This window comes from Mizugakiibacter sp. (assembly GCF_039680435.1).
Lineage (GTDB): Bacteria > Pseudomonadota > Gammaproteobacteria > Xanthomonadales > Rhodanobacteraceae > Mizugakiibacter.
Genome location: NZ_JBDKSX010000108.1, coordinates 1 through 25265 on the forward strand (window position 1 = coordinate 1; position 25265 = coordinate 25265).

Sequence of the window (25265 nt, forward strand, 5' to 3'; positions counted from 1 at the left end):
GGTCGCCACCACCGCGAAGCCGCGGCCCTGCTCGCCCGCGCGCGCCGCTTCCACCGCCGCGTTCAGCGCCAGCAGGTTGGTCTGGAACGCGATCTCGTCGATCAGGCCGACGATGTCGGCGATCTTCCTGCTCGAGGCATTCACCTCGCCCATCGCCTGCACCGCGCGCGCCACCACCTCGCCGCCACGCTCGGCCTGCTCGCGCGCGCCGCGCGCCAACTGGTTGGCCTGCGAGGCGTTGCCCGCATTCTGCTTGACCGTCGCGGTCATCTCCTCCATCGACGAGGCGGTTTCCTCCAGCGAGCTGGCCTGCTCCTGCGTGCGCTGCGACAGGTCGTCGTTGCCCTGCGCGATCTGCTTCGCCGCGACGCCCACCGACTCGGAGCTGCCGCGCACCTCACGCACGATGCCGGTCAGTTTGGCATCCATGCGCTGCAACGACTCCAGCAGCCGGCCCAGCTCGTCGCGGGTCTCGATCTCGACGCGGTTGTCGAGCCGGCCCTCGGCGATGTTGTCGGCCACGCGCACCGCGGTGCCGAGCGAGCGCGTGATCGAGCGGATCAGCAGGAAGCTGAGCAGCAGGCTGAGGCCGAGCCCGGTGCCGATGGCCACATAGGCGACCATCGAGCTGCGCCGCATGTACTGCTCGTCGGCGGCGTAGGTTTCCTGGGCGATCTTCGTCTGCATCGCGACCAGCGCGCCGACGTCGCCGCGGGTCGCCGCGTAGTCGGTTTCGACGTTGCCGTCGAGCGCATCGGTCGCGTGCTTGAAATCGTGCGCGGCGAGCGCGTTCAGCGCTTCGTCCAGGGCCTTGGCAAAGGCGTCGCGATCCGTCTCGAAGCGCTTCGCCAGCGGGCGCTCGCGTTCGGACAGGTCGGCGCCGCGGAACGTCGCCAGCAGGGTGTCGATCTCGGCCTGCTTGGCGTGCACGCCGGCGACCGCGGCGTCGGCCTTGTCGGCGTCGCCCGCGTTCGCCGCCCGCAGCGCGCTCGCGCGCGCGCTGCCGAGCAGCTCGAACGCCAGCGCCAGCGCGTTGCTGGGCACCAGCTTGTTGGCATAGATGTCCTGCAGCGACTGGTTGCTGCGCTGCAGCCCGCTGATGCCGAGCGTACCGACGACCACCAGCATCACGCTGACCACGCCCAGCGTGATCATCAACTTCAGTTTGATCGAAAGACGCGACATGAACATGGAAAACCCCTCCTTTCATGGGAAGAAAATCGGGGCCCGTGCACGTGCGCACCGGTGGCCCCGTCCTGGGTACTGCGGTACTGCGCATGCGAATTCCCGGCCCGCCGCGGCCGTCGGTTGCGACGACGCGGCATCCGTCGGTCCGGGTGCCGGCACGCGTACGACCTGCCGGCGCAGCCGTCCGATCGACGGCCCTCACTTATCGGCGCTCGCCATGCGGAATTGAGCAAGCCCGGCGCAAGCTTCCGCGCCGGCGGCGGGCCGTGCCGGCGGCGCGATACTCGCCGCACCGCCATTTCCTGACTTATGCTTGGAGGCTGGACATGCCTTCCGGGCGCGCCTGCTGCGGCCCGGCGCCGATCACAGCCACATCGCAGGGGTATCTATGCGCGCCTTCCGCTCCACCACTTCGTTCGGCCGTGCCGCGCTGCTCGGCCTCGGTCTCGCCCTCGGCGGCACCGTCATCGCCGCCATCGCCGCGACGCCGGTCGCCTTCGAGGACGGCAACGCGTGGTCGCAACTGCGCGGCAGCCTGAACCCGGCCGACTACAAGCAGGACTACACGGTCGCCGGACACGCCGGCAAGACGCTGGCGCTGCGCCTGTTCTCGAAGAACCCCAACATCTACCTGAAGGTGACCGGCCCCACCGGCAGGAAGCCGCTGGTCGACACCATCAAGACGGGCGAGACGACCTGGTCGGCGCCGATGCCTGCCGACGGCGACTACACCGTCGAGGTGTACATGCTGCCGGAAATCGCCAAGGCGACGACCGGCGACCAGCCCTACGCGCTGCAGGTCGGCATCTACTGAGGCTCGGGGCCGCCGCTCCCGCACGCGGGCGGCGGCAACAGGCGGAAGCCGCTGCGCGGCTCCGCCCGGCGACGCCGCGTGGCCGGCACGCGGGTCAGTGCCGCAGCAGCGCCAGCACGATCTCGAGCGCGATCAGCAGCACGATGGCGATCTCCAGCAGCTCGGCGCGGCGGCTGGACGCTTCCTCGTACAGCGCGGCGTAGGTGTCGCGGATGATCGCCAGTTTCCGATCGACCGATGCGCTCAGCGCCGGCACGCGGAACAGCTCCAGCGCGGCGCTGTAGACGCGCGCCAGATAGACGTCCTCGGTCACCTGCAGCGCGTTGTCGACCTTCTCCGTCAGCTCGGTCACTTCGGCGACCAGCGTGTACAGCCGGCGCGCGAGATTGGCGAAGCGGCGCGAGGCCAGCAGCGAGACCGCGCGGCGCGCGTCCTCGACGCGGTCGTACATGCGCGGCAGCTCGTCGTCGAGCAGCGCGTCGTAGTAGCGGAACTCGACCAACTGCGCGTTGGCCACCTCGATCACGTCGGCGACGTCGGAATCGCGGCGCGGCTCGTAGATGAAGGCGCGGTCCCAGGTCAGCACGACCAGGTCGTCGGCGTAGTAGGAAAAGCTGCGCGCCAGCAGGTCGCGCCGCGCGGCTTCCGACAGCGGGCGCGCCTCGCCCGACAGCAGCCCGGCCAGGTCCACCCGCGCGCGCAACGCCGCCGCGTCGAGCGGCTCGTCCAGCGCATGCACGGTGCCGAGCAGGTAGTCCTCCTGCAGCACGGCTTCGCCCGCCGGCCGCGTCAACGCGGGCGCGACGATCGTGCGCACGTGATCCAGCAGCGCGTCCCAGAACGCCGGCGGCGCACCCGGCCCCACGGCGCGGTCGAGCGCGTTGAAGCGCGCGGCGAATTCGCTCCACGACGCGTCGGCGACGGCGACGCGCACGGCCAGCGCGGCGACGCCGAAGTCGTACAGGCGCGCGGTGACCTGCGCGCTCACCTCGGCTTCGCCCAGCCGCAGCGCCACCGGCTCCAGCACCAGGCGCAGCGGCGGCACGCCGAAGGCGAGCGCCTTGGGCGGCGCGCTGCTCAGGCGGGTGCGGCTGCTGGCGCCGCCGACGTGCGCGGCCCACAGCGCCTCGGCGCGGGCGAGGTCGATCGCATAGGCGATGTCGAACAGCCGCAGCGCGACCAGTTCGCCGGACCGGATCGTGATGGCGGACGCGCTCACCGTCGCATGCTCCTGCGCCCTGCTGCGGGAACCGAGTGTAGCGGGCCGCCGCACCGCGCGCTGCGGCGGCGCCGGTCGATCAGCCCAGCGCGCGGACGCGGAAGCTGCGGCCCTTGATCCTGCCCTCGCGCAGGCGCCGCAGCGCCTTGTCGGCCAGCTCGCGCCGGATCGCCACGTAGGCGCGGGTGGCGAACACGTCGATCTTGCCGACCGCCTCGGCGGCGAGGCCGGCCTCGCCGGTCAGCGCGCCGAGGATGTCGCCCGGGCGCATCTTGTCGCGGCGACCGCCGTCGATCACCAGGGTCGCCATCGGCGCCAGCGTCAGCGTCTTGCCCTTCGGCGCGGACAGCTTGAGCGTGCCCCACGCCACCGGCGCCCCCTGGCGTTCCTCGATGGCCGCGACGCGCGGGCGTTCGCGCGGCGTGCACAGGCTGAGCGCAAGCCCCTGCCGGCCGGCACGCCCGGTGCGGCCGATGCGGTGCACGTACGCCTCGGGATCGCTGGCCACGTCGAACGCGATCACCGCGGGCAGCTCCTTGATGTCGAGGCCGCGCGCGGCGACGTCGGTCGCGACCAGCACCGCGCAACTGCGGTTGGCGAAGCGCACCAGCACCTCGTCGCGTTCGCGCTGGTCGAGCTCGCCGTGCAGCGCCAGCGCGGAGAAGCCGCGGCGGTCGAGGTCCGCGGCGACCTCTTCGGTATCGCGTCGGGTGTTGCAGAACACCAGTGCGGACTCGGGCCGGTGCGCGGCCAGCAGCGCGGCCAGCGCGTCGAGCTTGCGTGCCGGCTCGACTTCGTAGAAGCGCTGCTCGATGGCGCCCTCGGCGTGCGCGGTGTCGACGATCACCTCGACCGGGTCGTGCTGGAATTTCGCGCTGATCTCGCGGATCGCCTCGGGATAGGTCGCCGAGAACAGCAGGGTCTGGTGGTGTTTGGGCATCTTGCCGGCGATCTCGGCGACCGCCTCCTCGAAGCCCATGTCGAGCATGCGGTCGGCCTCGTCCAGCACCAGCACCTTGACCCCGCCCGCGTGCAGCGCACCCTTGCGCAGCAGTTCCTGCACGCGCCCCGGCGTGCCGACGACGATGTGCGGATCGTGCACCAGCGAGGCCAGCTGCGGGCCGAGCGGCATGCCGCCGCACAGGGTCAGCAGCTTGACGTTGGGGATGAATGCGGCGAGCCGGCGGATCGCCTTGCTCACCTGGTCGGCCAGCTCGCGCGTGGGGCACAGCACCAGCGCCTGCAGGCGGATCGTGGCGGGATCGAGCCGCGCCAGCAGGCCGAGCCCGAACGCCACGGTCTTGCCGCTGCCGGTGCGCGCCTGCGCGATCACGTCGCGTCCCTCCAGCATCGGCGGCAGGCTGTGTGCCTGCACCGGCGTCATGCGCGCATGGCCGAGCGCATCGACGCCCTGCAGCAGGGGCGCCCCCAGGGGCAACGAAGCGAAGTCAGTCATGCGCCATGATCGCAAAAACGGCGGCGGCGCGCGTATCGCGGCGCCGGGCGGCTGCACCTCCCGTGCCCGGCAAGGCGCATACTGAGTGCGGCCCACCGTACGGAACGGCCGTACTCCACAGAGGAAAGCGCCATGAGCAAGGGCATGAACCAGAAGAAGGACACGAAGAAGAAACCGACCCGCACGATGAAGGAGAAGCGGGCGGCCAAGCACGAAAAGAAGGCGGCCAAGTCGTTCACGCCGGCCTGACCCCGCCTCGACACGGCGCCGCGCAAGGCGGCGCCGCGGGTTTTCCGCATCTTGCACGCGGTTCATCGCGCGCGACGCGCTCCGCTGCGGCGTTTCGGCTGCGCGACGCTTCTTCGCTACAATGCGCCCTTTCCGAGGGACGATGATGGCGAAAACCAACTATTCATTCGAGAAGCGCCAGCGCGATCTGGCCAAGAAGAAAAAGCAGGACGAAAAGCGCCAGAAGAAGGCTGCGCGCAACGCGGGCGGCGGCGCGGATGCCGCGCCGGAATCCGCGCCCGGCGCCGTGCCGCCCGCCCCGCACGCGGACTGAGCGGCCTCCGCGGCGGACCGCCGCGGCCGCATCGACCGGCGCGCCGCGGAACCCGCCGCGCGCCTACCACTGGGTGCGTTCGGGCAGCAGCCCCTTCAGCTCGGCATCGGTCAGGTTGCGCCATTGGCCGATGCGCAGGTTGCCGAGCTTCACGTTGATGATGCGCACGCGCCGCAATTGCGTGACCCGATAGCCGAACGCCGCCGCCATCAGCCGGATCTGCCGGTTCAGGCCCTGGGTCAGCACGATGCGGAAGCCGAACTTGGCGATGCGCGCGGTGCGGCATGGCTTGGTCATCTGGCCGTGGACGCGCACGCCGCGCGCCATGCCGGCGAGGAAGCCCTCGCTGACCGGCTTGTTCACGCCGACCAGGTACTCCTTCTCGTGCGCGTTCTCCGAGCGCAGGATCTCGTTGACGATATCGCCGTTGCTGGTCAGCAGGATCAGCCCTTCGGAATCCTTGTCGAGGCGCCCGACCGGGAAGATGCGCTGCTGGTGGTCGACGAAATCGACGATGTTGCCCGGCACGCCGGTGTCGGTGGTGCAGGTGATGCCGATCGGCTTGTTCAGCGCGATGTAGACATGGCGGCGCGCGCCGCGCGGCGCCGCCTTCAGGCGCACGATCTCGCCGTCGACGCGGACCTCGTCGCCTTCCAGCGCCTTCGCGCCGACCTCGGCGCGCGCGCCGTTGATCGTCACCCGCCCGGCGGCGAGCAGCTCGTCCGCCTCGCGGCGCGAACACAGGCCGGTTTCGCTGATGTACTTGTTGACGCGCATGCGCAGTCGCGGGGCGGCGGAAAGCGCGCATTATCCGTCAGGACCGCGGCGTGCGGCGCGGACGCGCGGCCATGCGCGTGGGAGAATGCCCGGCCATGGCCCACCCCTCCGCCGATTCCGCTGCCGTCCGCTGCGACACCTGCCAGGCCTGCTGCTGCCGGCTCAAGGTCGTGCTGCAGCCCGATGACGCCGTGCCCGATGCATACATCGACGTCGACGCGCACGGCATGCAGGTGATGGCCCGGCTCGAGGACGGCTGGTGCATCGCCCTCGACCGCGACACGATGCGCTGCACGATCTACGCCGACCGCCCGCTCGTGTGCCGCGAGTTCGCGATGGGCGGCGCCGACTGCCGCGAAGAACGCGCGGCCTGGCTGGACGCGCGGCGTTAGGCGCCGCCCACGGCGCCGCGTTCATGGGCTCTCTCGCCACCGGATAGAGGATCGGCGCGAGGGGTGCCGTCCGCAGGACGGCCGCTGTTCGCCAACGCAATGCACGCGCTGCCGCATGCGCCGCGCGATCATCTCCCTCTCCCCAGCGGGGAGAGGGAAAGCAAAGCCAAAGCGCGCCGCCGCGCAGCGCGAGATAAGGCGAAGCGTTCAGTGCTTCGCGTACACCGCCATCACGTCGCGGCGCAATGCGGCCTGGCTCGTGCCGCGGCTGTAGAACATGTGGCCGCCGGGATATTCCTTCACCTGCACGCGGCTGGCGTCGCCCATCACCGGCATCTGGTCGACGATCAGCACGGAGGCCATGAACGGGCACGACAGGTCGCCCCAGCCGTGCACGATCAGCACCTGCAGCTTGGGGTCGATCGCCACCGCCTGGCGCAACTCCTGCACCGAACCGCGTCCTGAACCTTCGCGGTTCCACAGGCGGTTCACCTCGTAGCTGAGCGCGTTGTAGCGGCCGTCGTACTTCCAGCCGACGGTGCGGGTGATGAAGTCGACCATCGCCGTGGTGGTCGGCGCGATGATGCCGTCGAGGATCGGGTCGTTGGTGCGCTGCTCGGGGTCGAACGGGAACGGATCCCACGCGGTCACGTTGGAATCGTAGCGGCTGCCGAGCTTGCCCTCGGCACGGTACACCTCGCGCAGGTAGGCCTGTGTCTCCAGTCGCCCGCCGGAGCGGCGCACGAAGGCCGGATCGAGGCCGGAGAGTTCGGTGACGCGCTTGACGATGCGCTCCAGCGCCTGCGGATCGGAGCGCCCCTTGAGCAGGTCGGTGACGTAGTCGCCGCGCGTGTAGGCGATCACGTCGGCCATCGCCGCATCGGTCAGCTTGCCCTGCCGCTCGAGGTTGGCGGCGGCGATGCTGGGCAGGGTCAGCATCCACGGCAGCGGCGACAGGTCGCCGTCCTTGGAAGCGTCCGGATCGAGGTACGGCGAGACCAGCACCATGCCGTTCATCGCCACGCCGAGGCGCGTCTGCAGGTAGTGCGTGATGCGCGGACCGCGGAAGCCGCCGTAGCTTTCGCCGACCAGGTACTTGCGCGAGGTCATGCGCCCGTTCTTCACCAGCCAGTCGTAGACCACGCGCGACAGGTAGTGGATGTCGGCATCGGTGGCGTAGAACTGCTTCTTCGCCTCGTCTTCCGGCACGCGCGCGCGGCTGAAGCCGGTGCCGACCGGGTCGATGAACACGAGATCGGTGAAATCGAGCCAGGTGCCGGGGTTGTCGCGCAGCGTGGCCGGGTCCGACGGGCTGTCGCCTTCGGCGCCGAACTGCACGTGCTTCGGCCCGAGCGCGCCGAGGTTCAGGTACACCGACGAGGCACCCGGCCCGCCGTTCAGCGCGAACGTCACCGGGCGGTCGCGACCGGGCACGGTGTAGGCGACGTACATCACGTCGGCGATCACCTTGCCCTTCGCGTCGCGCACCGGCAGCGAGCCGACGGTGGCCTGGTAGCGCACCGTCCTGCCGCCGATCTCCACGCTCTGCTGCACGGACTTGTCGGCCGGGAACGGCGGCAGGTCCATGCCGTCGTCGGCGTGACTCGCCTTGGCGTCCTTCGCCGGCGCATCGGCGGCGAAGGACGGCGCCGGCGCGAACGCGCCGACAGTCAGGCACGCCGCCAGCACGGCGGCCATGGAACGCTGGAACATGCGGAACCCCTTGTCGAATGCAACGAAGCGGACCCGCGCAGGTTAGCCGCCATCGTGCCGGCTGCGATGTGCCGAAAGGCGCATTTGGAAGGTCGGCGCCGCGGCATCCGCTGGTTGCGCTCGCGTCATCCCGGTGTGCCATGCCGCCGCCGTGCGCGGCGGTGGTCTGCCCGGAAATATCCAAGGCGGGCCCGACGGCGCCGTGGCAAACCCGGGTCGAATTCCGATGGCGCACACCCGCAATCTGCGCGCGTGGGCACGAGTGCGCGATGTCTGTTCGCACCTCAGCCGCAAGGCGCACGGCGAGGGCCTGCTCAGCGTAGCGAGGCGATCGATCGAGCAACCGAAAAAAAAACTAAAGGTGATGCTCACATTGCCGTTAAGTACTTTTGTACACAGATGTAAATGTCTCTGGTCAAGACGCATGGATGCGATGGGTCGCAGCCCCAGGCATGCGAGTCGGCGCATCACGCGATCGAACCCGACGGCCGCCTGCCGCAGGTCGCGCGCACAAACCGCGCCCGCCCCCCAGCGTGGACGTTCCGCAGGTGGTCCGCCCGCGCCAGCGCCTCCGCATGCCGTCTTGACGTAACAGGGCCCCGTACTCACAAAAAAGAACAAGAACGCAGCAAGGGATATGGACCTTCGCACAAGACCGAAGCTGGAAGCCCTGCGGTCGGCGCTCATGGACTTCCATCGGGCGCACTTGAACCGCCACCTCCCGCATGCGCTCGCGCTGATCGCGTTGGCCCTGCCGCTCGCCGACGGCCCCGACCTCTCCGACCTCGCGACGATGGCGCTGGTCGCCATCGGCACCGGAGCGGGCGCGACGATAGCCTGGCGTAGCGCGCCGGCGCGCATCGAGAACCGGCACCGCCGCGAAGTGGAGGACTTCATCGACGGGCTGGGCGCGCTCGAACAGGAAATCACTTCGCTCTGGGTAAAGCAGATCGAGACCGGCCGCAGCGAAAGCGAGCGCGCCATCGTCGAATTGACCGGTCGCTTCTCCGGCATCGTCGAAAAACTTGGCAGGGCGGTCGACGCCTCGAACCTGTCCGCACAATCGGTGGACAGCGCACAGGGATTGACGGCGGTGTTCGCCAGGAGTGAGGCGAGCCTGCAATCGGTGATCCGCTCGTTGCGGACCGCGCTGAGCCGCGGCGACGACCTGCTGGGCGGCGTCGGCAACCTCGTGCAGTTCATCGATCAATTGAAGGAGATGGCCGCCGCAGTCGCCAGCATTGCCCACCAGACCAACCTGCTGGCGCTCAACGCAACGATCGAAGCAGCGCACGCCGGCGAGGCCGGACGCGGATTCGCCGTGGTGGCGGACGAGGTGCGCAAGCTCTCCAACCTTTCCGGCGAAACCGGCCGCCAGATCGGCAAGAAGGTCGCCACCATCAGCGACGCCATCCATGCCGCATTCCAGGCAGCGGAAACGTTCGCCGAGGAAGATGCTGCGTCGGTGACCGACGCGGAAGCCGCCATCGGCGGCGTGCTGGACGATTTCCGGCGAGTGATCGGCAGCCTGTCCAAAGCGGCGAGCATCTTGCGCAGTACCGGCATCGGCATCAAGGACGAGGTGGCCGAGTCGCTGGTGCTGCTGCAGTTCCAGGACCGCACCAGCCAGATCCTGAGTCACGTGCGCGACAACATCCAGGCTTTTCCCGCCTGTCTGGAGAAGAGCGGCGACGCCTGGCGCGCGCACGGGCGCCTGATGGCCATCGACTGGTCCGAACTGCGACGGGAGCTGGAAAGCTCCTACGCAACGCATGAAGAGCACCGCAACCACGACGCCGGCAGCACCATCGCGGCCGGCGACGAAATCACATTTTTCTAGGAGGCGGAGTACGCGATGTCCAGGACCATCATGATCGTCGACGACTCGGCCTCGCTGCGACAGGTCGTCGCCATCGCGCTGAAAGGCGCCGGCTACGCGGTGATCGAAGGCTGCGACGGCCAGGACGCGCTGGCGCGGCTGAACGGGCAGAAAGTGCACCTGATCATCAGCGACGTGAACATGCCCAACATGGATGGCCTCAGCTTCGTGCGCGCCGTCAAGCAGATGCCGGACTACAAATTCACGCCGGTCATCATGCTCACGACCGAATTCACCGACAAGAAAAAACAGGAAGGCCAGGCCGCGGGGGCGAAGGCCTGGATCGTCAAACCCTTCAAGCCGGAACAACTGCTGGGCGCGGTGCAGAAGCTGTGCCCGTCGTGACGGGACGCCACATCGCACCGCGCCGCACCACTCACCGGAGGACACCATGGCAACGGAACGAAAGCGGAAGAAATCCGCACCCCCTTTGTGCATCGAGGGGGAGATGAGCATCTATCGGGCGCGCGAGCTCAAGCAGACACTGCATGCGCCCCTGGAAAAAACGGCGACGATCGAGGTGGACCTGTCCGCCGTCACCGAACTCGACACCGCGGGCCTGCAGCTCCTGCTGCTGGCAAAACGGTCCGCGCAGGCGAGACAAGGCGATCTCCGCATAGTCGCGCACAGCCCCGCCGTGGGCGAAGTCTTCGCGCTGCTCCAGCTCGACGGACACTTCGGCGTCTCCGCCCCTGCCTCATCCGATACTCCGCAGAGGCACTGACATGGAACTCGATCAGGCGCTGCAGACTTTCATCGCCGAAAGCCGCGAGCAGCTCGAAGACATGGAAAACGCCCTGCTCGCCGTGGGGCGGGAGGAGGAGGACGAGTCCGAGAAGGTAAACGCGATCTTTCGCGCCGCCCACACCATCAAGGGTTCGTCCGGCCTGTTCGGGCTCGATCACGTCGTCGCCTTCACGCACGTCGTGGAAAGCGTGCTGGACCGCGTTCGCGACGGCGAGATTCTTCTGGTCGACGACCTGGTCAGCCTGCTGCTGTCCTGCCGCGACCACATGGGGATGCTGATCGACGCGGTGGCGAACGAGGGCGCCGACGCAGGCGGCGGCATTGCGGAACAGGGCGCCCCGCTCGTCGCGCGGCTACGCGGGTACCTGGACGCACCGCAGTCCGCCGATCCGCCGGCGGCAGCCGCGCCGGCCGCCGCGCCCGCAGGCGACGCCGCGGCGGAAGATCCCGCGGACGACGAACCCGCCGGCGCCGACCGCTGGCACATCTCGCTGCGCTTCGGCCCGAACGTTCTGCGCGACGGCATGGACCCGCTGTCGTTCCTGCGCTACCTCGGCCGGCTCGGCGCCATCACCGGCATCGCCACGCTGTCCGACGCCATGCCGGACGCCGCGGAGATGGATCCCGAAGCGTGCTACCTCGGCTTCGAGATCGCATTCGAGAGCGACGCCGACAAGGCCGCCATCGAAAGCGTGTTCGAATTCGTGCGCGACGACTGCAGCATCCGCATCCTGCCGCCGCACAGCCGCGTTTCCGAATACGTCCGCCTGATCCGCGAACTGCCCGAGGAAACCGCACGCCTGGGCGAGATGCTGGTTCGCTGCGGCACGGTGACGGCCGGCGAACTCGAAGCCGCGCTGGACACGCAGACGGTGCAGTCGGCGCAACCCTCGGAAGCGCCGCGGCAGCCGATCGGCGCCATCCTGGTCGAGCAGGGTTCCGTGCAGCCCGCCGTGGTCGAGGCCGCGCTGGCCCGGCAAAAGCAGGTGAACGAGCTGAAGGGGCAGGAAAGCCGCTCGATCCGCATCGACGCCGACAAGCTCGACCAACTGATCAACCAGGTCGGCGAGCTGATCATCGCCGGCGCCAGCGTCAACCTGATCGCGCAGCGCGCGCACAACGTCGAACTGCAGGAACGCGCATCCACGCTGTCCAGCCTGGTCGAATCGGTGCGCGACAGCGCGCTGCAACTGCGCATGGTCCGCATCGGCGCGACCTTCAGCCGCTTCCAGCGCGTGGTGCACGACGCCGCCCGGGAAATCGGCAAGGACATCCGGCTCGCGGTCAGCGGCGAGGACACCGAACTCGACAAGACCGTGGTGGAGAAGATCGCCGACCCGATCACGCACCTGGTCAGGAACGCCATCGACCACGGCATCGAGCCGGCGGAGCAGCGCGCGGCAAGCGGCAAGCCGGCGCAAGGCACGGTCAGGCTCAACGCCTACCACGACTCCGGCTCCATCGTCATCGAAGTGAGCGACGACGGCGGCGGCCTGAAGCGCGACAGGATTCTCGCCAAGGCCATCGAACGCGGCCTGGTGGAACCGGGCCGCAGCCTCGCCGACGGCGAAATCCTCGATCTCGTGTTCGAGCCGGGCTTCTCCACCGCCGAGGCAGTCACCAGCCTGTCCGGGCGCGGCGTCGGCATGGACGTGGTGAAGCGCAACATCGCCGCGTTGCGCGGCAGCGTGAGCATCGCCAGCGAGGAAGGCGTGGGCACCACGGTCACGGTGCGCCTCCCGCTCACGCTCGCCATCATCGACGGCTTCCAGGTCGAGATCGGCAAGACCGCCTTCGTCGTCCCGCTCGACATGATCGAGGAGTGCGTCGAGCTGTCCGCCGAACCCGGCCACGACTACACCAACCTGCGCGGCCAGGTCCTGCCGTTCATCCGCCTGCGCGACCTGTTCAAGGTCGAAGGCAAGCCGGCGCGGCGCGAAAACATCGTGGTGCTGAAGTACGCCGGGCAGAAGGCCGGGCTGGTGGTCGACACGCTGGTGGGGGAATTCCAGACCGTGATCAAGCCGATGGGCAAGCTGTTCGGCCAGGTCAGGTGCATCAGCGGTTCCACCATCCTCGGCAGCGGCGACGTGGCCCTGATCCTGGACGTGCCGTCGCTGGTGCAGCAGGCCATCCAGCAGGGTGCGCCCCAGGTTTCTTCGAAGCAGGCGGCCGTCGCGGCATCGGCCTGCTGAACCAGAACATCCATTCTTCTTTCAGGGGAAACGAACCATGTTCAAGAACATGAAAATCGGCATGCGGCTCGGCCTCGGCTTCGGCCTGGTGGTCATCCTGCTGATGGGTATCGCCTATCTCGGCATCAGCCGGCTGAGCAACCTCAGCGACAGCATGGGCATCATCGTGCACGACCGCTATGCCAAGGTGGCCATCGTCAACGAGATGAACAACAGCGTCGGCACCATCGCCACGGCCATCCGCAACATCATCCTCACCAGCGATCCCACACGAGCCAAGGAAGAAGCGGACAAGATCGAGCAGGAGCGCAAATTGCTCGACGACAACATGGAAAAGCTGGACAAGGTCATCACCCAGGAAAAAGGCATCGCCATCCTCAAGAACATCAAGGCGAGTCGCGCCCGATATGCCGAGGGACGGGCGCGCACCTTGAAATTCATCCAGGACGGCAAGAAGGACGAGGCGATCCAATTTCTCTTCAGCGACCTGGTGCCGGCGCTCAAGGCAGTCGAATCCGACATGCAGAGCCTGGCCGGCTTCCAGAGCGACTTGATGAACAAGTCCAGCGACGACGCGGAAGCCGCATACAACTCGGCGCGCACCATGATGCTGGGCCTTGCGGGAGCCGCGCTGCTGCTGGCGCTTATCATCGCGCTGTGGGTGACGTTCAGCATCACGCGGCCGCTGGGCGAGGCGGTGAATGCGGCCAACCGGCTGGCGCAGGGCGACCTCACCGTGCACATACAGGCGGCCAGCAAGGACGAGACGGGGCAACTGCTGCTGGCGATGCAGAACATGATCGCCAAGCTCACCCAGGTGGTCGCCGAGGTCAACAGCGGCGCCGAAGCGTTGGCCAGCGCCTCGGAGGAGGTGAACACCACCGCGCAGTCGCTGTCCCAGGCCTCCAGCGAGCAGGCCGCCGGCGTCGAGGAAACCAGCGCGTCGATCGAGCAGATGACCGCTTCGATCTCGCAGAACACCGAGAACGCCAAGGTCACCGACTCCATGGCCAGCAAGGCGGCCACGGACGCAAGCGAAGGCGGCGAGTCCGTCAACGCTACGGTGACGGCGATGAAGGACATCGCCAGAAAGATCGGCATCATCGACGACATCGCCTACCAGACCAACCTGCTGGCGCTGAACGCGGCGATCGAGGCGGCGCGCGCCGGCGAACACGGCAAGGGCTTCGCGGTGGTCGCAGCGGAAGTGCGCAAGCTGGCCGAGCGCAGCCAGGTGGCCGCGCTGGAGATCAGCGAGCTGGCCTCGGGCAGCGTGGATCTCGCCGAGAAGGCGGGCAAGCTGCTCGACCAGATCGTGCCGAGCATCAAGAAGACCTCGGACCTGGTCCAGGAGATTGCCGCCGCATCGGTGGAACAATCGTCCGGCGTAGGTCAGATCAACGCGGCGGTGAGCCAGTTGAGCCAGGCCACGCAGCAGAACGCATCGAGCTCCGAAGAACTCGCCGCCACTGCCGAGGAGATGAGCAGCCAGGCCGAGCATCTTCAGCAGATGATGGCGTTCTTCAAGCTTGATCACGCCGCCATCGAGTCGGTCGGCGCACGGAAACCCGCGGCCGGCGTGCGCAAGGTCGCCGCGGGCGCCAAGCCGAGGACGGGCGGCGCGCCCGCGCCGAAAACGGCCGGCGAACTGGCGCTCGCAGGCGCCCCCGAACTCGACGAAGCGCAGTTCACCAAGTTCTGAGGGCCGCCATGAACGCATCAGCGCAGGTGGACGACAAGCGGCCGGGCGTGCCCCGCTCGGCAACGGCTGCGGAGGCGCAAGCCGCCGACGAGCAGTCGCAATATCTGACCTTCATGCTCGGCGGCGAACAATTCGCCATCGGCATCCTCGGCATCAAGGAGATCATCGAGTACGCCGGCCTGACCGAGGTGCCGATGATGCCGGAATGCATCCGCGGCGTGATCAACATGCGCGGCGCCGTGGTGCCGGTGCTCGACCTGTCCGCGCGCTTCGGCAGGAAAGTCACGGCGATCACCAAGCGAACCTGCATCATCATCGTCGAGATCGAGTCCGACGGCGAACGCCACGACATGGGCGTCATCGTCGATGCCGTCAATGCGGTGCTGGAAATACCCCTGTCAGAAATCGAGCCGGCGCCGGCATTCGGAGCGAAGATCCGCACCGACTTCATTGCCGGCATGGGCAAGGTCAACGGCAAATTCGTGATCCTGCTCAACGTCGACCAGGTGTTGTCACCCGACGAGATCAGCGCACTGGCGCAGGTCGGCGCGAACGCACAGGCATCCGCCGGCGTGCCCGGCCCGACCTGAGCCCGCCTGCATGCTCCTCTCAGTCGTGCGCGGAGCAGAAAACGGCATTACCGGCCGTGAGCCCGTCTTGGACGGGCCCACGCCCCGACGGATCACCGCCATGGGCCCGGCCCCCATCTCAGACAGGGAATTCGTCCAGTTCCAGCGGTTCATCTTCGATGCCGCCGGCATCACGCTGTCGCCCGCAAAGAAAGCGCTGGTCAGCGGACGCCTGGCCAAGCGCCTGCAGCAATACAGGCTCGACAACTACGGCGAGTACTTCCGCCTGCTGGCGAGCGGCGAAGCGCCCGAAGAAACGCAGACCGCGATCGACCTGCTGACGACCAACGAAACCTACTTCTTCCGCGAACCCAAGCATTTCGACTTCCTGCGGCAACACGTCGCCGCGACGCACCGCCGGACGGAAACCTTTCGCGTCTGGAGCGCCGCCAGTTCGAGCGGCGAGGAGGCCTACAGCATCGCCATGACGCTGGCCGACTGCCTTGGCGATGCGCCTTGGGAGGTCGTCGGATCCGACATCAGCATGCGGGTACTGCAACGGGCGCGTGCCGGCCACTATCCGCTCGAACGCTGCAAGCACATCCCGCCGGCCTACCTGCGCCGGTTCTGCCTTCGCGGCATCGGCGCGCAGCAGGGCACCCTGCTGATCGACGGCAGCCTGCGCAACCGCGTGCGGTTCACGCCGGCCAACCTCAACGCGGCGCTGCCTCAACTAGGCAGCTTCGACGCCATTTTCCTGCGCAACGTGATGATCTATTTCAACAACGACACCAAGCGCAAGGTCGTCGAGCGCGTGTTGCCGCTGCTGAAACGCGGCGGGCACTTCTACATCGGCCACGCGGAAAGCCTGAACGACATCACCAAAGCCGTGCACATGCTGGCGCCATCGGTCTACCGGAAGCCCTAGGCCATGCGCGGCGCAAACAGGAAGACCGACATATTCCTGCAACCCGGCGATCACTTCGTGGGCGGCGACGGCTACCGGATACGCACGCTGCTGGGGTCGTGCGTGTCGATCACGCTGTGGCACCCCGCGACGCGGACGGGCGCGATGTCGCATTTCCTTCTTTCGAGGCGCGGCGAATTCGCCGCGGCCGAGACCGAGGCCGACGGACGCTACGGCGAGGAGGCGCTGACGCTGATGCTGCGGGAGCTGAGGCACGCGGGGGTGCGGACCACCGAATGCCAGGCGAAGATCTTCGGCGGCGGCAACATGTTCCCGGATCGCGCCACGGCGAATGTCCTCGACATCGGCCGGCGCAACGGCGAAACCGCGCGCGCCCTGCTGCAGCTCCATCGGATACCGATCGTTTCGGAGTCGCTGTTCGGTGCCGGCCATCGCCAGGTCGTCTTCGACATCGAGAGCGGCCACGTCTGGTCGCGCCAGGTCCACCCTGCCGACCCCTTCCGGCGCGGCGGCTCCCCGACATGAGCCCGATCAAGGTGCTGGTGGTCGACGACTCCGCCGTCGTGCGGCAGGTGCTCACCGCCATGCTCGACGCGGAGCCGGGCATCGAAACCATCGGCGCGGTGGCCGACCCACTGCTCGCCATGGAACGCATGAAGCTGCGCTGGCCCGACGTGATCGTGCTTGACGTCGAGATGCCGCGCATGGACGGCATCACCTTCCTGAAGAAGATCATGCACGAGCGGCCAACGCCGGTAGTCATCTGCTCGACCCTGACCGAAAAGGGCGCGCAGACCACCGTCGAAGCGCTCTCCGCCGGCGCATGCGCGATCATCACCAAGCCCAAGCTCGGCCTCAGGCAGTTCCTGCACGATGCGTCCGACGACCTGATCGCCGCGGTCAGGTCCGCCGCGTGCGCGAACGTCAAACGCCTGGCTGCACGCAGCGCCGCGACGCCGGTGGCGCCAGCCAGGTACACGGCGGACATCATCCTGGCGCCGGGCGAGGCGCGCGCAATGGCGCGGACGACCGAGCGCGTCGTGGCCATCGGCACCTCGACCGGCGGAACGCAGGCGCTCGAGGAAGTGCTGACCGCGTTGCCCCGGGTATCGCCCGGCATCGTCATCGTGCAGCACATGCCGGAGAAGTTCACCGCCGCGTTCGCCGCCCGGCTCGACGGACTGTGCCAGGTGGCCGTCAAGGAGGCCGTGAACAACGATCGCGTCGTCCCGGGGCGCGCGCTGATCGCGCCCGGCGGCAGGCACATGCTGCTGCGGCGCAACGGCGCGCAGTATTTCGTCGAGGTCACCGACGGTCCGCTGGTGAACCGGCACCGCCCGTCGGTCGACGTGCTGTTCCGCTCGACCGCGAAATGCGCCGGTGCGAATGCGCTCGGCATCATCATGACCGGCATGGGCGATGACGGCGCCGCCGGCCTGCTGGAGATGCGCAAGGCCGGCGCGCGGACCGTCGCGCAGGACGAGGCGAGCTGCGTGGTGTATGGCATGCCCAAGGAGGCGGTCGGGCGCGATGCCGTGGAGAAATCGGTGCCGCTGAGCGCGATCGCGAGGGAAATCCTGCTGCAAATGCGCGCCTGAGAGGCCGCTCAATTCTCCCTTCGCGCGCCGGCTGCATCGGGACGCAGTCCGCGCCAGGCCGCCGCCAGCGCGCCGTACATCGTCGCCACCCACGCCGCCAGCGCCACCCACAGCATGATGCGCGGCACCCACTGCAGCGGCGCGAAGTCGGCGGCGAGCGACAGCCGCCAGGTCGCCAGCGCGTACATCCCCAGCGGGAACACCAGGCTCCAGAAGCTCGGGTGGTAGCCGAGGCGCTCGCCGCGCACCACGTATTTCCACACGCCGAACACCACCAGCAGCGGAATCCACCATGTCGCCCAGGCCCACAGGATCAGCGTGGTGCCGTCGGCGAACGGCCGCAGCGCGAGCAGGAACGGGATGCCGGTGTCGGACATGATCAGCGTCGAGCCGGCGTTGGTGCTGATCGCGGCGGCGCCCATGATCACCCAGAACAGCGGCGTCATGTCCGCCGATTCCACGCGCAGGAAGAACAGTCGATAGCTGAACAGGGTGATGAAGATGCCGTAGTGGACGATGCCGACGCCCCACAGCATGTGCGCGGCGACGAACATCGGCGCCTTCCACGTCCCGAGCGCCGGAGCCAGCAGCGCGCCGAGGATCGCCAGCGACTCGGTGCCGACGATGGCGATCAGCCAGCCGCCGTGGATCACGTCGGCGCCGCTGCCGGCGTTGACGAAGGTGAGCACGCTGAAGCTGAGGTAGGCCAGCGCGATCCACACCACGAACGCGAACAGCCACAGCGCCAGCGCCGCCGACACGTGCCCGCGCATCAGCAACTGGATGCCGAGCACGTCCGCGGCGGCGACGATGGTGAAGAACGAGAACACCAGGCGCGGGTCGACCAGGTCGGCCCACAGCGCGCGCGGAAACAGCAGCGTGCGCAGCGCCAGCGCCAGCGTCAGCCAGCCGAACGCCAGCAGGTTGACGCCGAGCAGCGCGTCGGAGAGCGGCTCGAAACCGAGCAGGCGCGCCGTGTTGGAGATGATGCCGGTGGCCATCACCATGGCGAAGTAGCCGGGATAGAGCCGCCGGATACCGTCCGCGAGCCGCGCGCGCAGCGCCGTCGCCGGCGCATCGCCGCACGCTACCGTCTTCGTCGACACTGCGTTCGCCATGCCCCACCCCCCCGTCGCGTCCCGCCTGCGGGCGCAACCCCGATGCGCACAAGTAGCATCCGCCGCGATCCGCGTCCTGCGGCAGGATGCCGCAGCCGCCGCGGCGAAATCTCGCGATCACGACGCCCGCACCTGCCCTTCCACGCTGCCGCGCACCTGCATGCCGGCGCGCTGCGCGCGACGGCGCTGATAGAGGTGTTCGTCGGCGCGCTGGATGGTGCGCTCCAGCGACTCGCCGTCGCTGTGCAGCGCCCAGCCGTAGGAAAAGCCGGTCGGCGTCTGCGCGCGCGCCTGGCGCTCGATGCGCGCCACCAGGCCGGCGAGATCCGTCGCCGAAGCGCCGTCGACCAGCAGCACGAATTCGTCGCCGCCGAGGCGCACCACCGCGTCGCCGCTGCGCCCGATCCCGGAGAGGAAGCCGCCCATCGCCACCAGCACCGAGTCGCCCTGCTTGTGGCCGAGGGTGTCGTTGACCGCCTTGAAGTGGTCGAGGTCGACGACCACGCAGCCCCAGCGCCCGTGCGGGCCGGCGCGCCGCTCGAACTCCTCGAGATAGCGCCGGTTCCAGCAGCGCGTCAGCGGATCGCGCCGGCTCAGCTCGATCAGCCGCCGCTCGTAGTCCTCGCGCTCGGTGATGTCCTGCGCGTAGCCCAGCACGTAGGGGCTGTCGTCGTCCTGCGCGTACATGCGGCTGGCAAAGTGCCAGGTGTGCAGCGTGTCGTCGGCATGGCGCACGCACAGCGTCCCCGCGGCCGTGCCCCGCGCCGCGACCGCGCGCAGATATTCGGCGAATGCCGCATGCTCGCTGGGCGGCACGAACTCCAGCAGGCTGCGTCCGGCCAGCGCATCGACGTTGCTGCCGAGCGCGCGCGCGGTTGCCGGATTCGCGCCCAGCAGCCGCCCCTCGGCGTCGTGCATCCAGATGAAGCTCGGGCTCTGCTCGAACAGGTCGCGAAAGCGCCGCTCGCTGCGTCGCAACGCGCGCAGCGTGCGCTTCATCGCGGTGATGTCGCGCAGCACGCTGACCACGCCGTGCACGTTGCCGCCGGCGTCGTCGACCGCAGCGCGCACCACCGAGTATTCGCGCACCTTGCCGTTGATGCGGAACACCTCCTCGCCGGCGACCGGCTTGCCGCGGGCGATGGCCTCGCGACGGCGCGCCTCCATCGCGCGCGCGGTCGCGGCGTCCAACCAGTCGGCGGACGGGTGCCCGACGATCTGGTCCATGCAGCGTCCGGCGAAGGCTTCGCCGGCCGGATTGGTCAGCAGCACGCGCCCTTCGCGGTCGTGCAGGAAGATCACGTCGGTGGTGCCTTCGACCACCGCGCGCAGCGTCGCGCCGGCTTCGTGCATGCGCCGCTGGAACGCGTGGTGAGCACGCAGCGACAGCACCAGCAGGCCGGCTCCCAGCGCGAGCAGCCCGCCGATTGCCGCGACCTGCACCCGGCGCAGCATGCGCAGCACGCCGAAACCCTCCGCGCTGGCCTGGCTGACGAGCAGCGCCAGCGGCACACTGCGCGCTTGCGCGACCGTGCCGAATTCCTGCCGCCCGTCGCTGCGCGCACGGTATTCGCCGCTGCCCTCGCCGCCGCGCCGCAGCAGGTCGAGCACCGCGCCGGCAACGCCGATCTGGCCGGCGCGCACGGCATCGGAGCTGAGCAGCGTGCGGCCGTCGCGCGCCAGCAGCGAAACCGCATCGGTGCCCGCGAACTGCTGCACGCGCAGCGTGGCGAAGACGCGCGCCAGCGGCGCGACGCCGACCACCGCGCCGGCCTCGCTGCCGTCCGCCGCGCGCACCGGCACGCGCATCAGCACCAGCGCGGCGCCCCCGTGCGGCGCGATCGCCGCGGAGGCGCGCGCCTGCGCCGCCAGCGCGCGCGCCGGCGAAGCGTCGGGATAGGCCGCGATCACCGCGCCGCCGGCGTCGACCACCGCGAGCGACTGCAGGTTCACCGAGTTGCGCTGCACCCCCTCCAGCGCGGCCGCGAGCGCCGCGTGATCGCGGCGCAGGGCTGCATCGTCGGCCAGCCGTGCGGCGACCGTGCGCAGCTTGGCCTGCGCGGTAGCGACGGCGAGGTCGACGTCAGCCGCGGCCGTACGCGCCAGCGACAGGCGCACCGCGCCCATCTGCGCGCGGAACTCGGCGCCGGCGACCAGCAGCCCCACTGCGGCCATGCCGATCGGGATCGCCGCCGCGCTGAGAAAACCGAGGATCAGCAGCCAGCGCGAGCGGCGGGCCATCAGGTTCGCATCGCGCCATGCAGCCGTCTTTTCCACGCCTCGCCCCCCTGGGGACTTCCTGGACCAGCGCCGGCGTCCGCGTTCCGGAGCGGGCAGGAGGCATGCCCCGCGACCCCATCCCTTGCGTGCCGCCCGCTCGCCGCTTACGCGCAATCGATGCTATGGGCCGCATGCGGCCGCGATTTGACCGGCGTCAAAGCCCGCGGGGTCTGTATGGAAATGTCACACGGCGTATTCGGCGCCCTCAGGGACGCGCGGCGGCGGTGTGCGGGTCGCGCTCGGCCAGCCAGTCCGCGGCGTCGCGCTCGAACCACGCCAGCGGTCCCTGCTTCGCGTAGGCCGGGTGCGTCAGGCTGCGCTCGCCGCGGTGCTGCAGGCCGATCTTCAGCAGCACGTGCTGCGAATCGGCGTTGGCGCGGTCGGTGATCGCCACGATCTGCGCCAGCCCCAGTGCGGCGAAGCCGTAGCGCAGCACGGCGGACGCCATCTCGGTGGCGTAACCGCGCCCCCAGTACTCGGGAAACAGCAGGTAGCCCACCTGGATATGCGCTTCGCCGCGGATGTGGTTCAGCAGATGCAGGCCGACGCAGGCGCCGCTCGCGCGCTCCAGCGTCGCCCACACGCCCAGTCCGGGATGCTGCGCGTAGTAGTCGAGGATGCGTTCGTGCAGCATCGCCTCCGATGCGGCGCGGTCGAGCACCCCGCCGGCGAAACGCATCACGCGCGGATCGCGGTGCAGGCGGTAGAGCAGCGCGCGGTCGGCGACGGTGAAGCGGCGCAGGGCGAGCCGCGCGCTGCCGGGCAGCGGATGCGGTGAGGTCATGGCGGCGTGGCTCCGGTGCGCGGCAGCGCGCGGTTCCAGCCTAGCGGGAAATCGCGGGCGCGCGCGAGCCCCTCGCGGGCGCGACGAGCGCCGCGTCCGCGCAGCCCGCCGACGGGTCACGGTTCGACGGGCGCGTCCGGATGGCGCGTGCGCCAAGCCGCGAGTTCGGCCTCGTACCGCGCCAGTTCGTCCTCGTAGACGTCGAGGACGCAGTGCGGGCAGCCGACGCCGCAGCAATCGTCCGGCAGCGGCATTTCCGGCGGCGAGGGCCGCGGATCGTTGTCGGGGGCCATGTTCCGGCTCCGCGTGCGTTGCCTGGTTCCAGCGTACACGCAAGCGCGCCGCGGCCGCGAGCGTTTTGCGAAACCGGCCGACCAAAGTCGTAGCGCGCGCCCATGCGCACGCCCGGCCTGCTGTCGCGCGGATTCACTCCGGCGCGGTCGCCGACGCCACGTCCGCACCGCCGCTGCGGGCGTGCGCGAGGGGCGCGACGACCGGACGCTCCTCGTCAAGCGCCTCGCCGCTGGCGACGTGCGTGCGGTTGCGGCCACGACGCTTGGCGCAGTAGAGCGCGGCATCGGCGCGCGCGATCAGGCCGTCCACGTTCTCGTCCGGGTTCGCCAGGCAGGCCACGCCCAGGCTGGCGGAGACGCGCAGGCCGGGCACGATGTCGTCCAGCGCCAGCGCCTCGATGCCGGTGCGCAGGCGCTCGGCCACCTGCTCGGCCGCGCCGAGCGTGGTGTCGGGCAGCACGATCAGGAACTCCTCGCCGCCGACCCGGCCGAGGCGGTCGTCCCGCCGCAGCACGCGCTGGCAGGCGACGACCACGCGCCGCAGCACCTCGTCGCCGGCCGGATGGCCGCAGCGGTCGTTGACCTGCTTGAAGTGGTCGATGTCGAGCAGCAGCACGCAAAGCTCGCCGCGCGCCGCGAGCGCTTGCCTGAGCGCCACGCCGGCGACGTGCTCGATGTGGCGGCGGTTGGCGATGCCGGTCAGCGCATCGGTGAGCGCCATCCGGCGCAGCCGCCGCGAGCCCAGGTATTGCCGCACCGCCAGCGCCGCCAGCAACAGCAGCAGCAGCGTGGCGAACAGCAGCGTCGCCGCCTGCCAATTGCGCACACGTTCCAGCGAGGCCAGGCGCTGCTCCTTCAGCGTCGCCTCGGCGCGCAGGCGGCGGTTCTCGAGATCGCGCCGCTGACTGTCGAACTGGTAGCCGATCCACGTGCTGTACTGCGTGCGGGCCATGCGCTGCACGACGTCGCGCGCCGCCATCGCGCGCTTGAGGTCGACCAGCGCAGCAGCGGGCTGGCGCATGGCCTCGTAGGTTGCCGAACGCGCCTCGTACAACTGGGCGAGATAACGCAGGTTGCTGCTGCCGTGCAGCTCGCGCTCGGCGACGTCCAACGCCTTGATCGCGCGCGCGTACTGGCCCAGCCCGACATAAGCCAGGCCGTAGTCGAGGTTGAGCATGCCGCCTTCGGAGCGGTCCGAGGCCGCGGCAAAATCGGCCTGTGCCTGGCCGAGAACCTCGATCGCCTGCGCGTGCTGCTTCTGCGCGATCAGCGCATCGACCACGGCAAGTCGCGCGGCGCCGATGCTCTGGCGATCGCCCATCCTGTGCGCCAGCTCCAGCGCCTCCTGCGCGACTTCGAGGCCGAGTTCTGGGTGCCCCTGCTCGGTGTGCAGGAAGCCGAGCTGGACGTCGGCAACGTACTCGCTCTGCACGTCGCCGCGGCGCACGGCGTTGGTCTTGGCCTGGTCGAGGTAAACGCGCGCCTTGTCGTATTCGCCGATGCGTCGATAGGCGGTCGCGACGTTGAGCAGGTTGGATTCCGCGGCACGGGTGCGGTGCGTGAGCTCGTAGAGGCGCTGTGCCTCGACGAAATCGGCCAGCGCCTTGGCCTGTTCGCCCAGCAGCGAGGCCACGCCGCCGCGGAAGGTCAGCGCGTCGGCGGTCAACCGCGGGTTTTCCAGCCGTCGTGCGATGGCCACGCCGGCGTCGTAGTCGGCCAGCGCATCGTGCGCCGTGGTCAGCATCTCGCGATAGCGGCCGCGGCAGAGGTTGAAGTTGGCCTCGGCGTTGGCGTCGCCGGCCACGCGCGCGTCGGCCAGTCCCCGCGTGGCGTAGTCGAAGCCGCCGCGCGCGTCGTTGTTGAAGCCGAGGTAGCAATTGAGATAGCGGTAGCGCATGTCGCGCGCGGCGTCGCCCGGCGGCAGCAGCGCGCGCAGCTCGGCGACGATGCGCTCGGCATCCGCCGTGCCGGAAGGCGCCAGCTCATCATTGTCGATGCGGTCGGCGAGGTGGTCGAACGCGGAAGCCGACCGTTGCGGAGCGGCCCAGGCGGCCGTGGCCGCCACCAGCAAAAGCCCAAGCATCCAGCCAGGCAGGCAACGAGGACGCATCGAGCGCGGCATGGACCCCCTTTCGACCGGCGACGGGACGCCGGCCCGCATCGGCAGGAACCGCGGCGGCACCGCCCAGGCGTTTTCCGGCCCGGACACGCCGCGCGGGTCCGTCGACTTGCACGCTACCCGGTCCGGCAGGCCCCTGCTGTGGATCTTCGTGACTTCGTGATGCAATCTGCAAAAAAAGTGTGCCATTGCGCGGCGGCACCTGCACGGGTTTCGTGCCGCCCCGCGGGCCGCATCGATCCGCGACCGCGATCGATGCGGCCGCTACCCACCCTGCAGCGCCTTGAACGTCCTGCGCAGTTCCGGGCCCACCACGTCCACCTCGCGTTTGCGCTGCAGGAACGCGCGCTCGCCTTCGGCCAACTGGCAGTTGCGCGAGAGCGTGGTCGCTTCGTCGCCGTTCTTCGCGATGACGTCCTGCAGGTTGATCACCACGGACAGGGTGTCGCCCAGCGGTTCGAGGGCGAGGCAGATGCGGTCGATGGTGTCCATGCTGCGGTAGCGCTGGCCGTCGACCATCACCAGCAGGTTGGCGCCATCCAGCCACACCGCCGCGCGCACGCCCCGGAGCGGGCGCACCGCGGCGCGCGCGGATTCGTGGTCGACGGGGCGATGAGGATCGGGCACGCGCATCGCGCGCAGCATGTCCTTCTGCGCGGCTTCGACCTGCGCCTGCGCGGCGCGCGTGTCGCCGGCCGCGGCTGCCGCGCGCGCGGCGGCGACGCGGCCCGCCATCGCGTAGGGATTCGCCGGCTGGCCGGCCTGCTGCGGACGGCGCGGCGGCGCTGCCTGCTCCGCCGATCCGCCGCAGCCGGCGACGGCGATGGCGGCGGCAAGCGCGCCCGCGATCGCGCGACGGCGCGCATGCACGCGGCTCGCGAATGCTGTCGAGAAAGTGTCGGTGATGCGTCCCACGGCAGACGGCTTCCTGT

General features: G+C 69.5%; 24 protein-coding genes. 13 read left to right on the forward strand and 11 right to left on the reverse strand.

What is annotated here, in order from left to right:
- Positions 1 to 1191, reverse strand: a 1191-nt coding sequence (locus ABFC67_RS11500; RefSeq protein ID WP_346738167.1) for a methyl-accepting chemotaxis protein, incomplete at its 3' end; no start/stop codon positions are given.
- 385 nt (positions 1192 to 1576) lie between these two features.
- On the opposite strand from ABFC67_RS11500, the gene ABFC67_RS11505 reads away from it, so the two are divergent.
- Positions 1577 to 2002, forward strand: coding sequence for a hypothetical protein (locus ABFC67_RS11505; RefSeq protein ID WP_346738168.1), 426 nt, complete (start codon positions 1577 to 1579; stop codon positions 2000 to 2002).
- Positions 2003 to 2096: 94 nt separating this feature from the next.
- Here ABFC67_RS11505 and ABFC67_RS11510 read toward each other — a convergent pair whose 3' ends face one another.
- Positions 2097 to 3221, reverse strand: a complete 1125-nt coding sequence (locus ABFC67_RS11510; protein WP_346738169.1) for a hypothetical protein — start codon at positions 3219 to 3221, stop codon at positions 2097 to 2099.
- Positions 3222 to 3300: 79 nt separating this feature from the next.
- Positions 3301 to 4677 carry an ATP-dependent RNA helicase DbpA gene (gene dbpA / locus ABFC67_RS11515; RefSeq protein ID WP_346738170.1) on the reverse strand — a complete coding sequence of 459 codons (1377 nt, stop codon included), beginning with the start codon at positions 4675 to 4677 and terminating at the stop codon, positions 3301 to 3303.
- Between the two features lie 394 nt (positions 4678 to 5071).
- Between dbpA and ABFC67_RS11520 the strand changes: the two genes are divergently transcribed.
- Positions 5072 to 5239 carry a hypothetical protein gene (locus ABFC67_RS11520; protein WP_346738171.1) on the forward strand — a complete coding sequence of 56 codons (168 nt, stop codon included), beginning with the start codon at positions 5072 to 5074 and terminating at the stop codon, positions 5237 to 5239.
- Positions 5240 to 5302: 63 nt separating this feature from the next.
- Here ABFC67_RS11520 and ABFC67_RS11525 read toward each other — a convergent pair whose 3' ends face one another.
- The gene (locus ABFC67_RS11525; protein WP_346738193.1) at positions 5303 to 6022 is read right to left on the reverse strand and encodes a pseudouridine synthase; all 720 of its coding nucleotides are present in this window, start codon (positions 6020 to 6022) and stop codon (positions 5303 to 5305) included.
- A gap of 89 nt (positions 6023 to 6111) precedes the next feature.
- Between ABFC67_RS11525 and ABFC67_RS11530 the strand changes: the two genes are divergently transcribed.
- Positions 6112 to 6408 carry a YkgJ family cysteine cluster protein gene (locus ABFC67_RS11530; RefSeq protein WP_346738172.1) on the forward strand — a complete coding sequence of 99 codons (297 nt, stop codon included), beginning with the start codon at positions 6112 to 6114 and terminating at the stop codon, positions 6406 to 6408.
- Positions 6409 to 6615: 207 nt separating this feature from the next.
- Here ABFC67_RS11530 and ABFC67_RS11535 read toward each other — a convergent pair whose 3' ends face one another.
- Entirely contained in the window at positions 6616 to 8106 is a 1491-nt protein-coding gene (locus ABFC67_RS11535; protein ID WP_346738194.1) for a peptidase S10, read from the reverse strand.
- A 652-nt stretch (positions 8107 to 8758) separates the two neighbouring features.
- Between ABFC67_RS11535 and ABFC67_RS11540 the strand changes: the two genes are divergently transcribed.
- The 9 genes from ABFC67_RS11540 (at position 8759) to ABFC67_RS11580 (ending at position 17739) form a co-directional block, all read left to right on the forward strand.
- Positions 8759 to 9961 (forward strand): methyl-accepting chemotaxis protein, encoded by a 1203-nt coding sequence (locus ABFC67_RS11540; RefSeq protein ID WP_346738173.1) that lies wholly within the window; start codon positions 8759 to 8761, stop codon positions 9959 to 9961.
- Between the two features lie 15 nt (positions 9962 to 9976).
- Complete coding sequence (locus tag ABFC67_RS11545; protein WP_346738174.1) at positions 9977 to 10345, forward strand: response regulator; 369 nt, start codon at positions 9977 to 9979, stop codon at positions 10343 to 10345.
- A 103-nt stretch (positions 10346 to 10448) separates the two neighbouring features.
- Positions 10449 to 10724, forward strand: a complete 276-nt coding sequence (locus tag ABFC67_RS11550) for an STAS domain-containing protein (RefSeq protein ID WP_346738175.1) — start codon at positions 10449 to 10451, stop codon at positions 10722 to 10724.
- Between the two features lies 1 nt (position 10725).
- A complete protein-coding gene (locus ABFC67_RS11555) occupies positions 10726 to 12942 on the forward strand; it encodes a chemotaxis protein CheA (protein WP_346738176.1) in 2217 nt (738 codons plus the stop codon).
- Between the two features lie 37 nt (positions 12943 to 12979).
- Positions 12980 to 14644, forward strand: a complete 1665-nt coding sequence (locus tag ABFC67_RS11560) for a methyl-accepting chemotaxis protein (protein WP_346738177.1) — start codon at positions 12980 to 12982, stop codon at positions 14642 to 14644.
- A gap of 47 nt (positions 14645 to 14691) precedes the next feature.
- Positions 14692 to 15234 carry a chemotaxis protein CheW gene (locus tag ABFC67_RS11565; protein WP_346738195.1) on the forward strand — a complete coding sequence of 181 codons (543 nt, stop codon included), beginning with the start codon at positions 14692 to 14694 and terminating at the stop codon, positions 15232 to 15234.
- Between the two features lie 100 nt (positions 15235 to 15334).
- Complete coding sequence (locus tag ABFC67_RS11570) at positions 15335 to 16141, forward strand: protein-glutamate O-methyltransferase CheR (RefSeq protein WP_346738196.1); 807 nt, start codon at positions 15335 to 15337, stop codon at positions 16139 to 16141.
- A gap of 3 nt (positions 16142 to 16144) precedes the next feature.
- Complete coding sequence (locus ABFC67_RS11575; RefSeq protein ID WP_346738178.1) at positions 16145 to 16666, forward strand: chemotaxis protein CheD; 522 nt, start codon at positions 16145 to 16147, stop codon at positions 16664 to 16666.
- Positions 16663 to 17739, forward strand: a complete 1077-nt coding sequence (locus tag ABFC67_RS11580) for a chemotaxis response regulator protein-glutamate methylesterase (protein WP_346738179.1) — start codon at positions 16663 to 16665, stop codon at positions 17737 to 17739. The genes ABFC67_RS11575 and ABFC67_RS11580 overlap by 4 nt, the downstream gene beginning before the upstream one ends.
- A gap of 8 nt (positions 17740 to 17747) precedes the next feature.
- Here ABFC67_RS11580 and ABFC67_RS11585 read toward each other — a convergent pair whose 3' ends face one another.
- From ABFC67_RS11585 to ABFC67_RS11605, 5 genes are all read right to left on the reverse strand, one after another.
- Positions 17748 to 18857 (reverse strand): tellurite resistance/C4-dicarboxylate transporter family protein, encoded by a 1110-nt coding sequence (locus ABFC67_RS11585; protein WP_346738180.1) that lies wholly within the window; start codon positions 18855 to 18857, stop codon positions 17748 to 17750.
- A 117-nt stretch (positions 18858 to 18974) separates the two neighbouring features.
- On the reverse strand, positions 18975 to 21098 hold the full coding sequence (locus ABFC67_RS11590) for a sensor domain-containing diguanylate cyclase (RefSeq protein WP_346738181.1): 2124 nt from the start codon (positions 21096 to 21098) through the stop codon (positions 18975 to 18977).
- A gap of 244 nt (positions 21099 to 21342) precedes the next feature.
- Positions 21343 to 21921 carry a GNAT family N-acetyltransferase gene (locus tag ABFC67_RS11595; RefSeq protein WP_346738182.1) on the reverse strand — a complete coding sequence of 193 codons (579 nt, stop codon included), beginning with the start codon at positions 21919 to 21921 and terminating at the stop codon, positions 21343 to 21345.
- A gap of 116 nt (positions 21922 to 22037) precedes the next feature.
- Positions 22038 to 22214 (reverse strand): oxidoreductase-like domain-containing protein, encoded by a 177-nt coding sequence (locus tag ABFC67_RS11600; RefSeq protein ID WP_346738183.1) that lies wholly within the window; start codon positions 22212 to 22214, stop codon positions 22038 to 22040.
- Positions 22215 to 22347: 133 nt separating this feature from the next.
- The gene (locus ABFC67_RS11605; protein WP_346738184.1) at positions 22348 to 24279 is read right to left on the reverse strand and encodes a diguanylate cyclase; all 1932 of its coding nucleotides are present in this window, start codon (positions 24277 to 24279) and stop codon (positions 22348 to 22350) included.
- Here ABFC67_RS11605 and ABFC67_RS11610 point away from each other — a divergent pair.
- Complete coding sequence (locus ABFC67_RS11610) at positions 24269 to 24496, forward strand: hypothetical protein (protein WP_346738185.1); 228 nt, start codon at positions 24269 to 24271, stop codon at positions 24494 to 24496. The two genes, ABFC67_RS11605 and ABFC67_RS11610, sit on opposite strands and share 11 nt — an antisense overlap.
- 101 nt (positions 24497 to 24597) lie before the next feature.
- Here the strand turns inward: ABFC67_RS11610 and ABFC67_RS11615 are convergent, their stop codons facing one another.
- Positions 24598 to 25248 carry a hypothetical protein gene (locus ABFC67_RS11615; RefSeq protein WP_346738186.1) on the reverse strand — a complete coding sequence of 217 codons (651 nt, stop codon included), beginning with the start codon at positions 25246 to 25248 and terminating at the stop codon, positions 24598 to 24600.
- Positions 25249 to 25265 lie beyond the last annotated feature (17 nt).

Bases quoted from the DNA above. Each gene is read 5' to 3' on its own strand.
- ABFC67_RS11540 (WP_346738173.1), top strand. From the start codon at position 8,759: ATGGACCTTCGCACAAGACCGAAGCTGGAAGCCCTGCGGTCGGCGCTC.
- ABFC67_RS11530 (WP_346738172.1), top strand. From the start codon at position 6,112: ATGGCCCACCCCTCCGCCGATTCCGCTGCCGTCCGCTGCGACACCTGC.
- ABFC67_RS11600 (WP_346738183.1), bottom strand. From the start codon at position 22,214: ATGGCCCCCGACAACGATCCGCGGCCCTCGCCGCCGGAAATGCCGCTG.
- ABFC67_RS11520 (WP_346738171.1), top strand. From the start codon at position 5,072: ATGGCGAAAACCAACTATTCATTCGAGAAGCGCCAGCGCGATCTGGCC.
- ABFC67_RS11505 (WP_346738168.1), top strand. From the start codon at position 1,577: ATGCGCGCCTTCCGCTCCACCACTTCGTTCGGCCGTGCCGCGCTGCTC.
- ABFC67_RS11560 (WP_346738177.1), top strand. From the start codon at position 12,980: ATGTTCAAGAACATGAAAATCGGCATGCGGCTCGGCCTCGGCTTCGGC.
- ABFC67_RS11555 (WP_346738176.1), top strand. From the start codon at position 10,726: ATGGAACTCGATCAGGCGCTGCAGACTTTCATCGCCGAAAGCCGCGAG.
- ABFC67_RS11545 (WP_346738174.1), top strand. From the start codon at position 9,977: ATGTCCAGGACCATCATGATCGTCGACGACTCGGCCTCGCTGCGACAG.
- ABFC67_RS11550 (WP_346738175.1), top strand. From the start codon at position 10,449: ATGAGCATCTATCGGGCGCGCGAGCTCAAGCAGACACTGCATGCGCCC.
- ABFC67_RS11535 (WP_346738194.1), bottom strand. From the start codon at position 8,106: ATGGCCGCCGTGCTGGCGGCGTGCCTGACTGTCGGCGCGTTCGCGCCG.
- dbpA (WP_346738170.1), bottom strand. From the start codon at position 4,677: ATGACTGACTTCGCTTCGTTGCCCCTGGGGGCGCCCCTGCTGCAGGGC.
- ABFC67_RS11570 (WP_346738196.1), top strand. From the start codon at position 15,335: ATGGGCCCGGCCCCCATCTCAGACAGGGAATTCGTCCAGTTCCAGCGG.
- ABFC67_RS11595 (WP_346738182.1), bottom strand. From the start codon at position 21,921: ATGACCTCACCGCATCCGCTGCCCGGCAGCGCGCGGCTCGCCCTGCGC.
- ABFC67_RS11575 (WP_346738178.1), top strand. From the start codon at position 16,145: ATGCGCGGCGCAAACAGGAAGACCGACATATTCCTGCAACCCGGCGAT.
- ABFC67_RS11580 (WP_346738179.1), top strand. From the start codon at position 16,663: ATGAGCCCGATCAAGGTGCTGGTGGTCGACGACTCCGCCGTCGTGCGG.
- ABFC67_RS11590 (WP_346738181.1), bottom strand. From the start codon at position 21,098: ATGGCCCGCCGCTCGCGCTGGCTGCTGATCCTCGGTTTTCTCAGCGCG.
- ABFC67_RS11585 (WP_346738180.1), bottom strand. From the start codon at position 18,857: ATGGCGAACGCAGTGTCGACGAAGACGGTAGCGTGCGGCGATGCGCCG.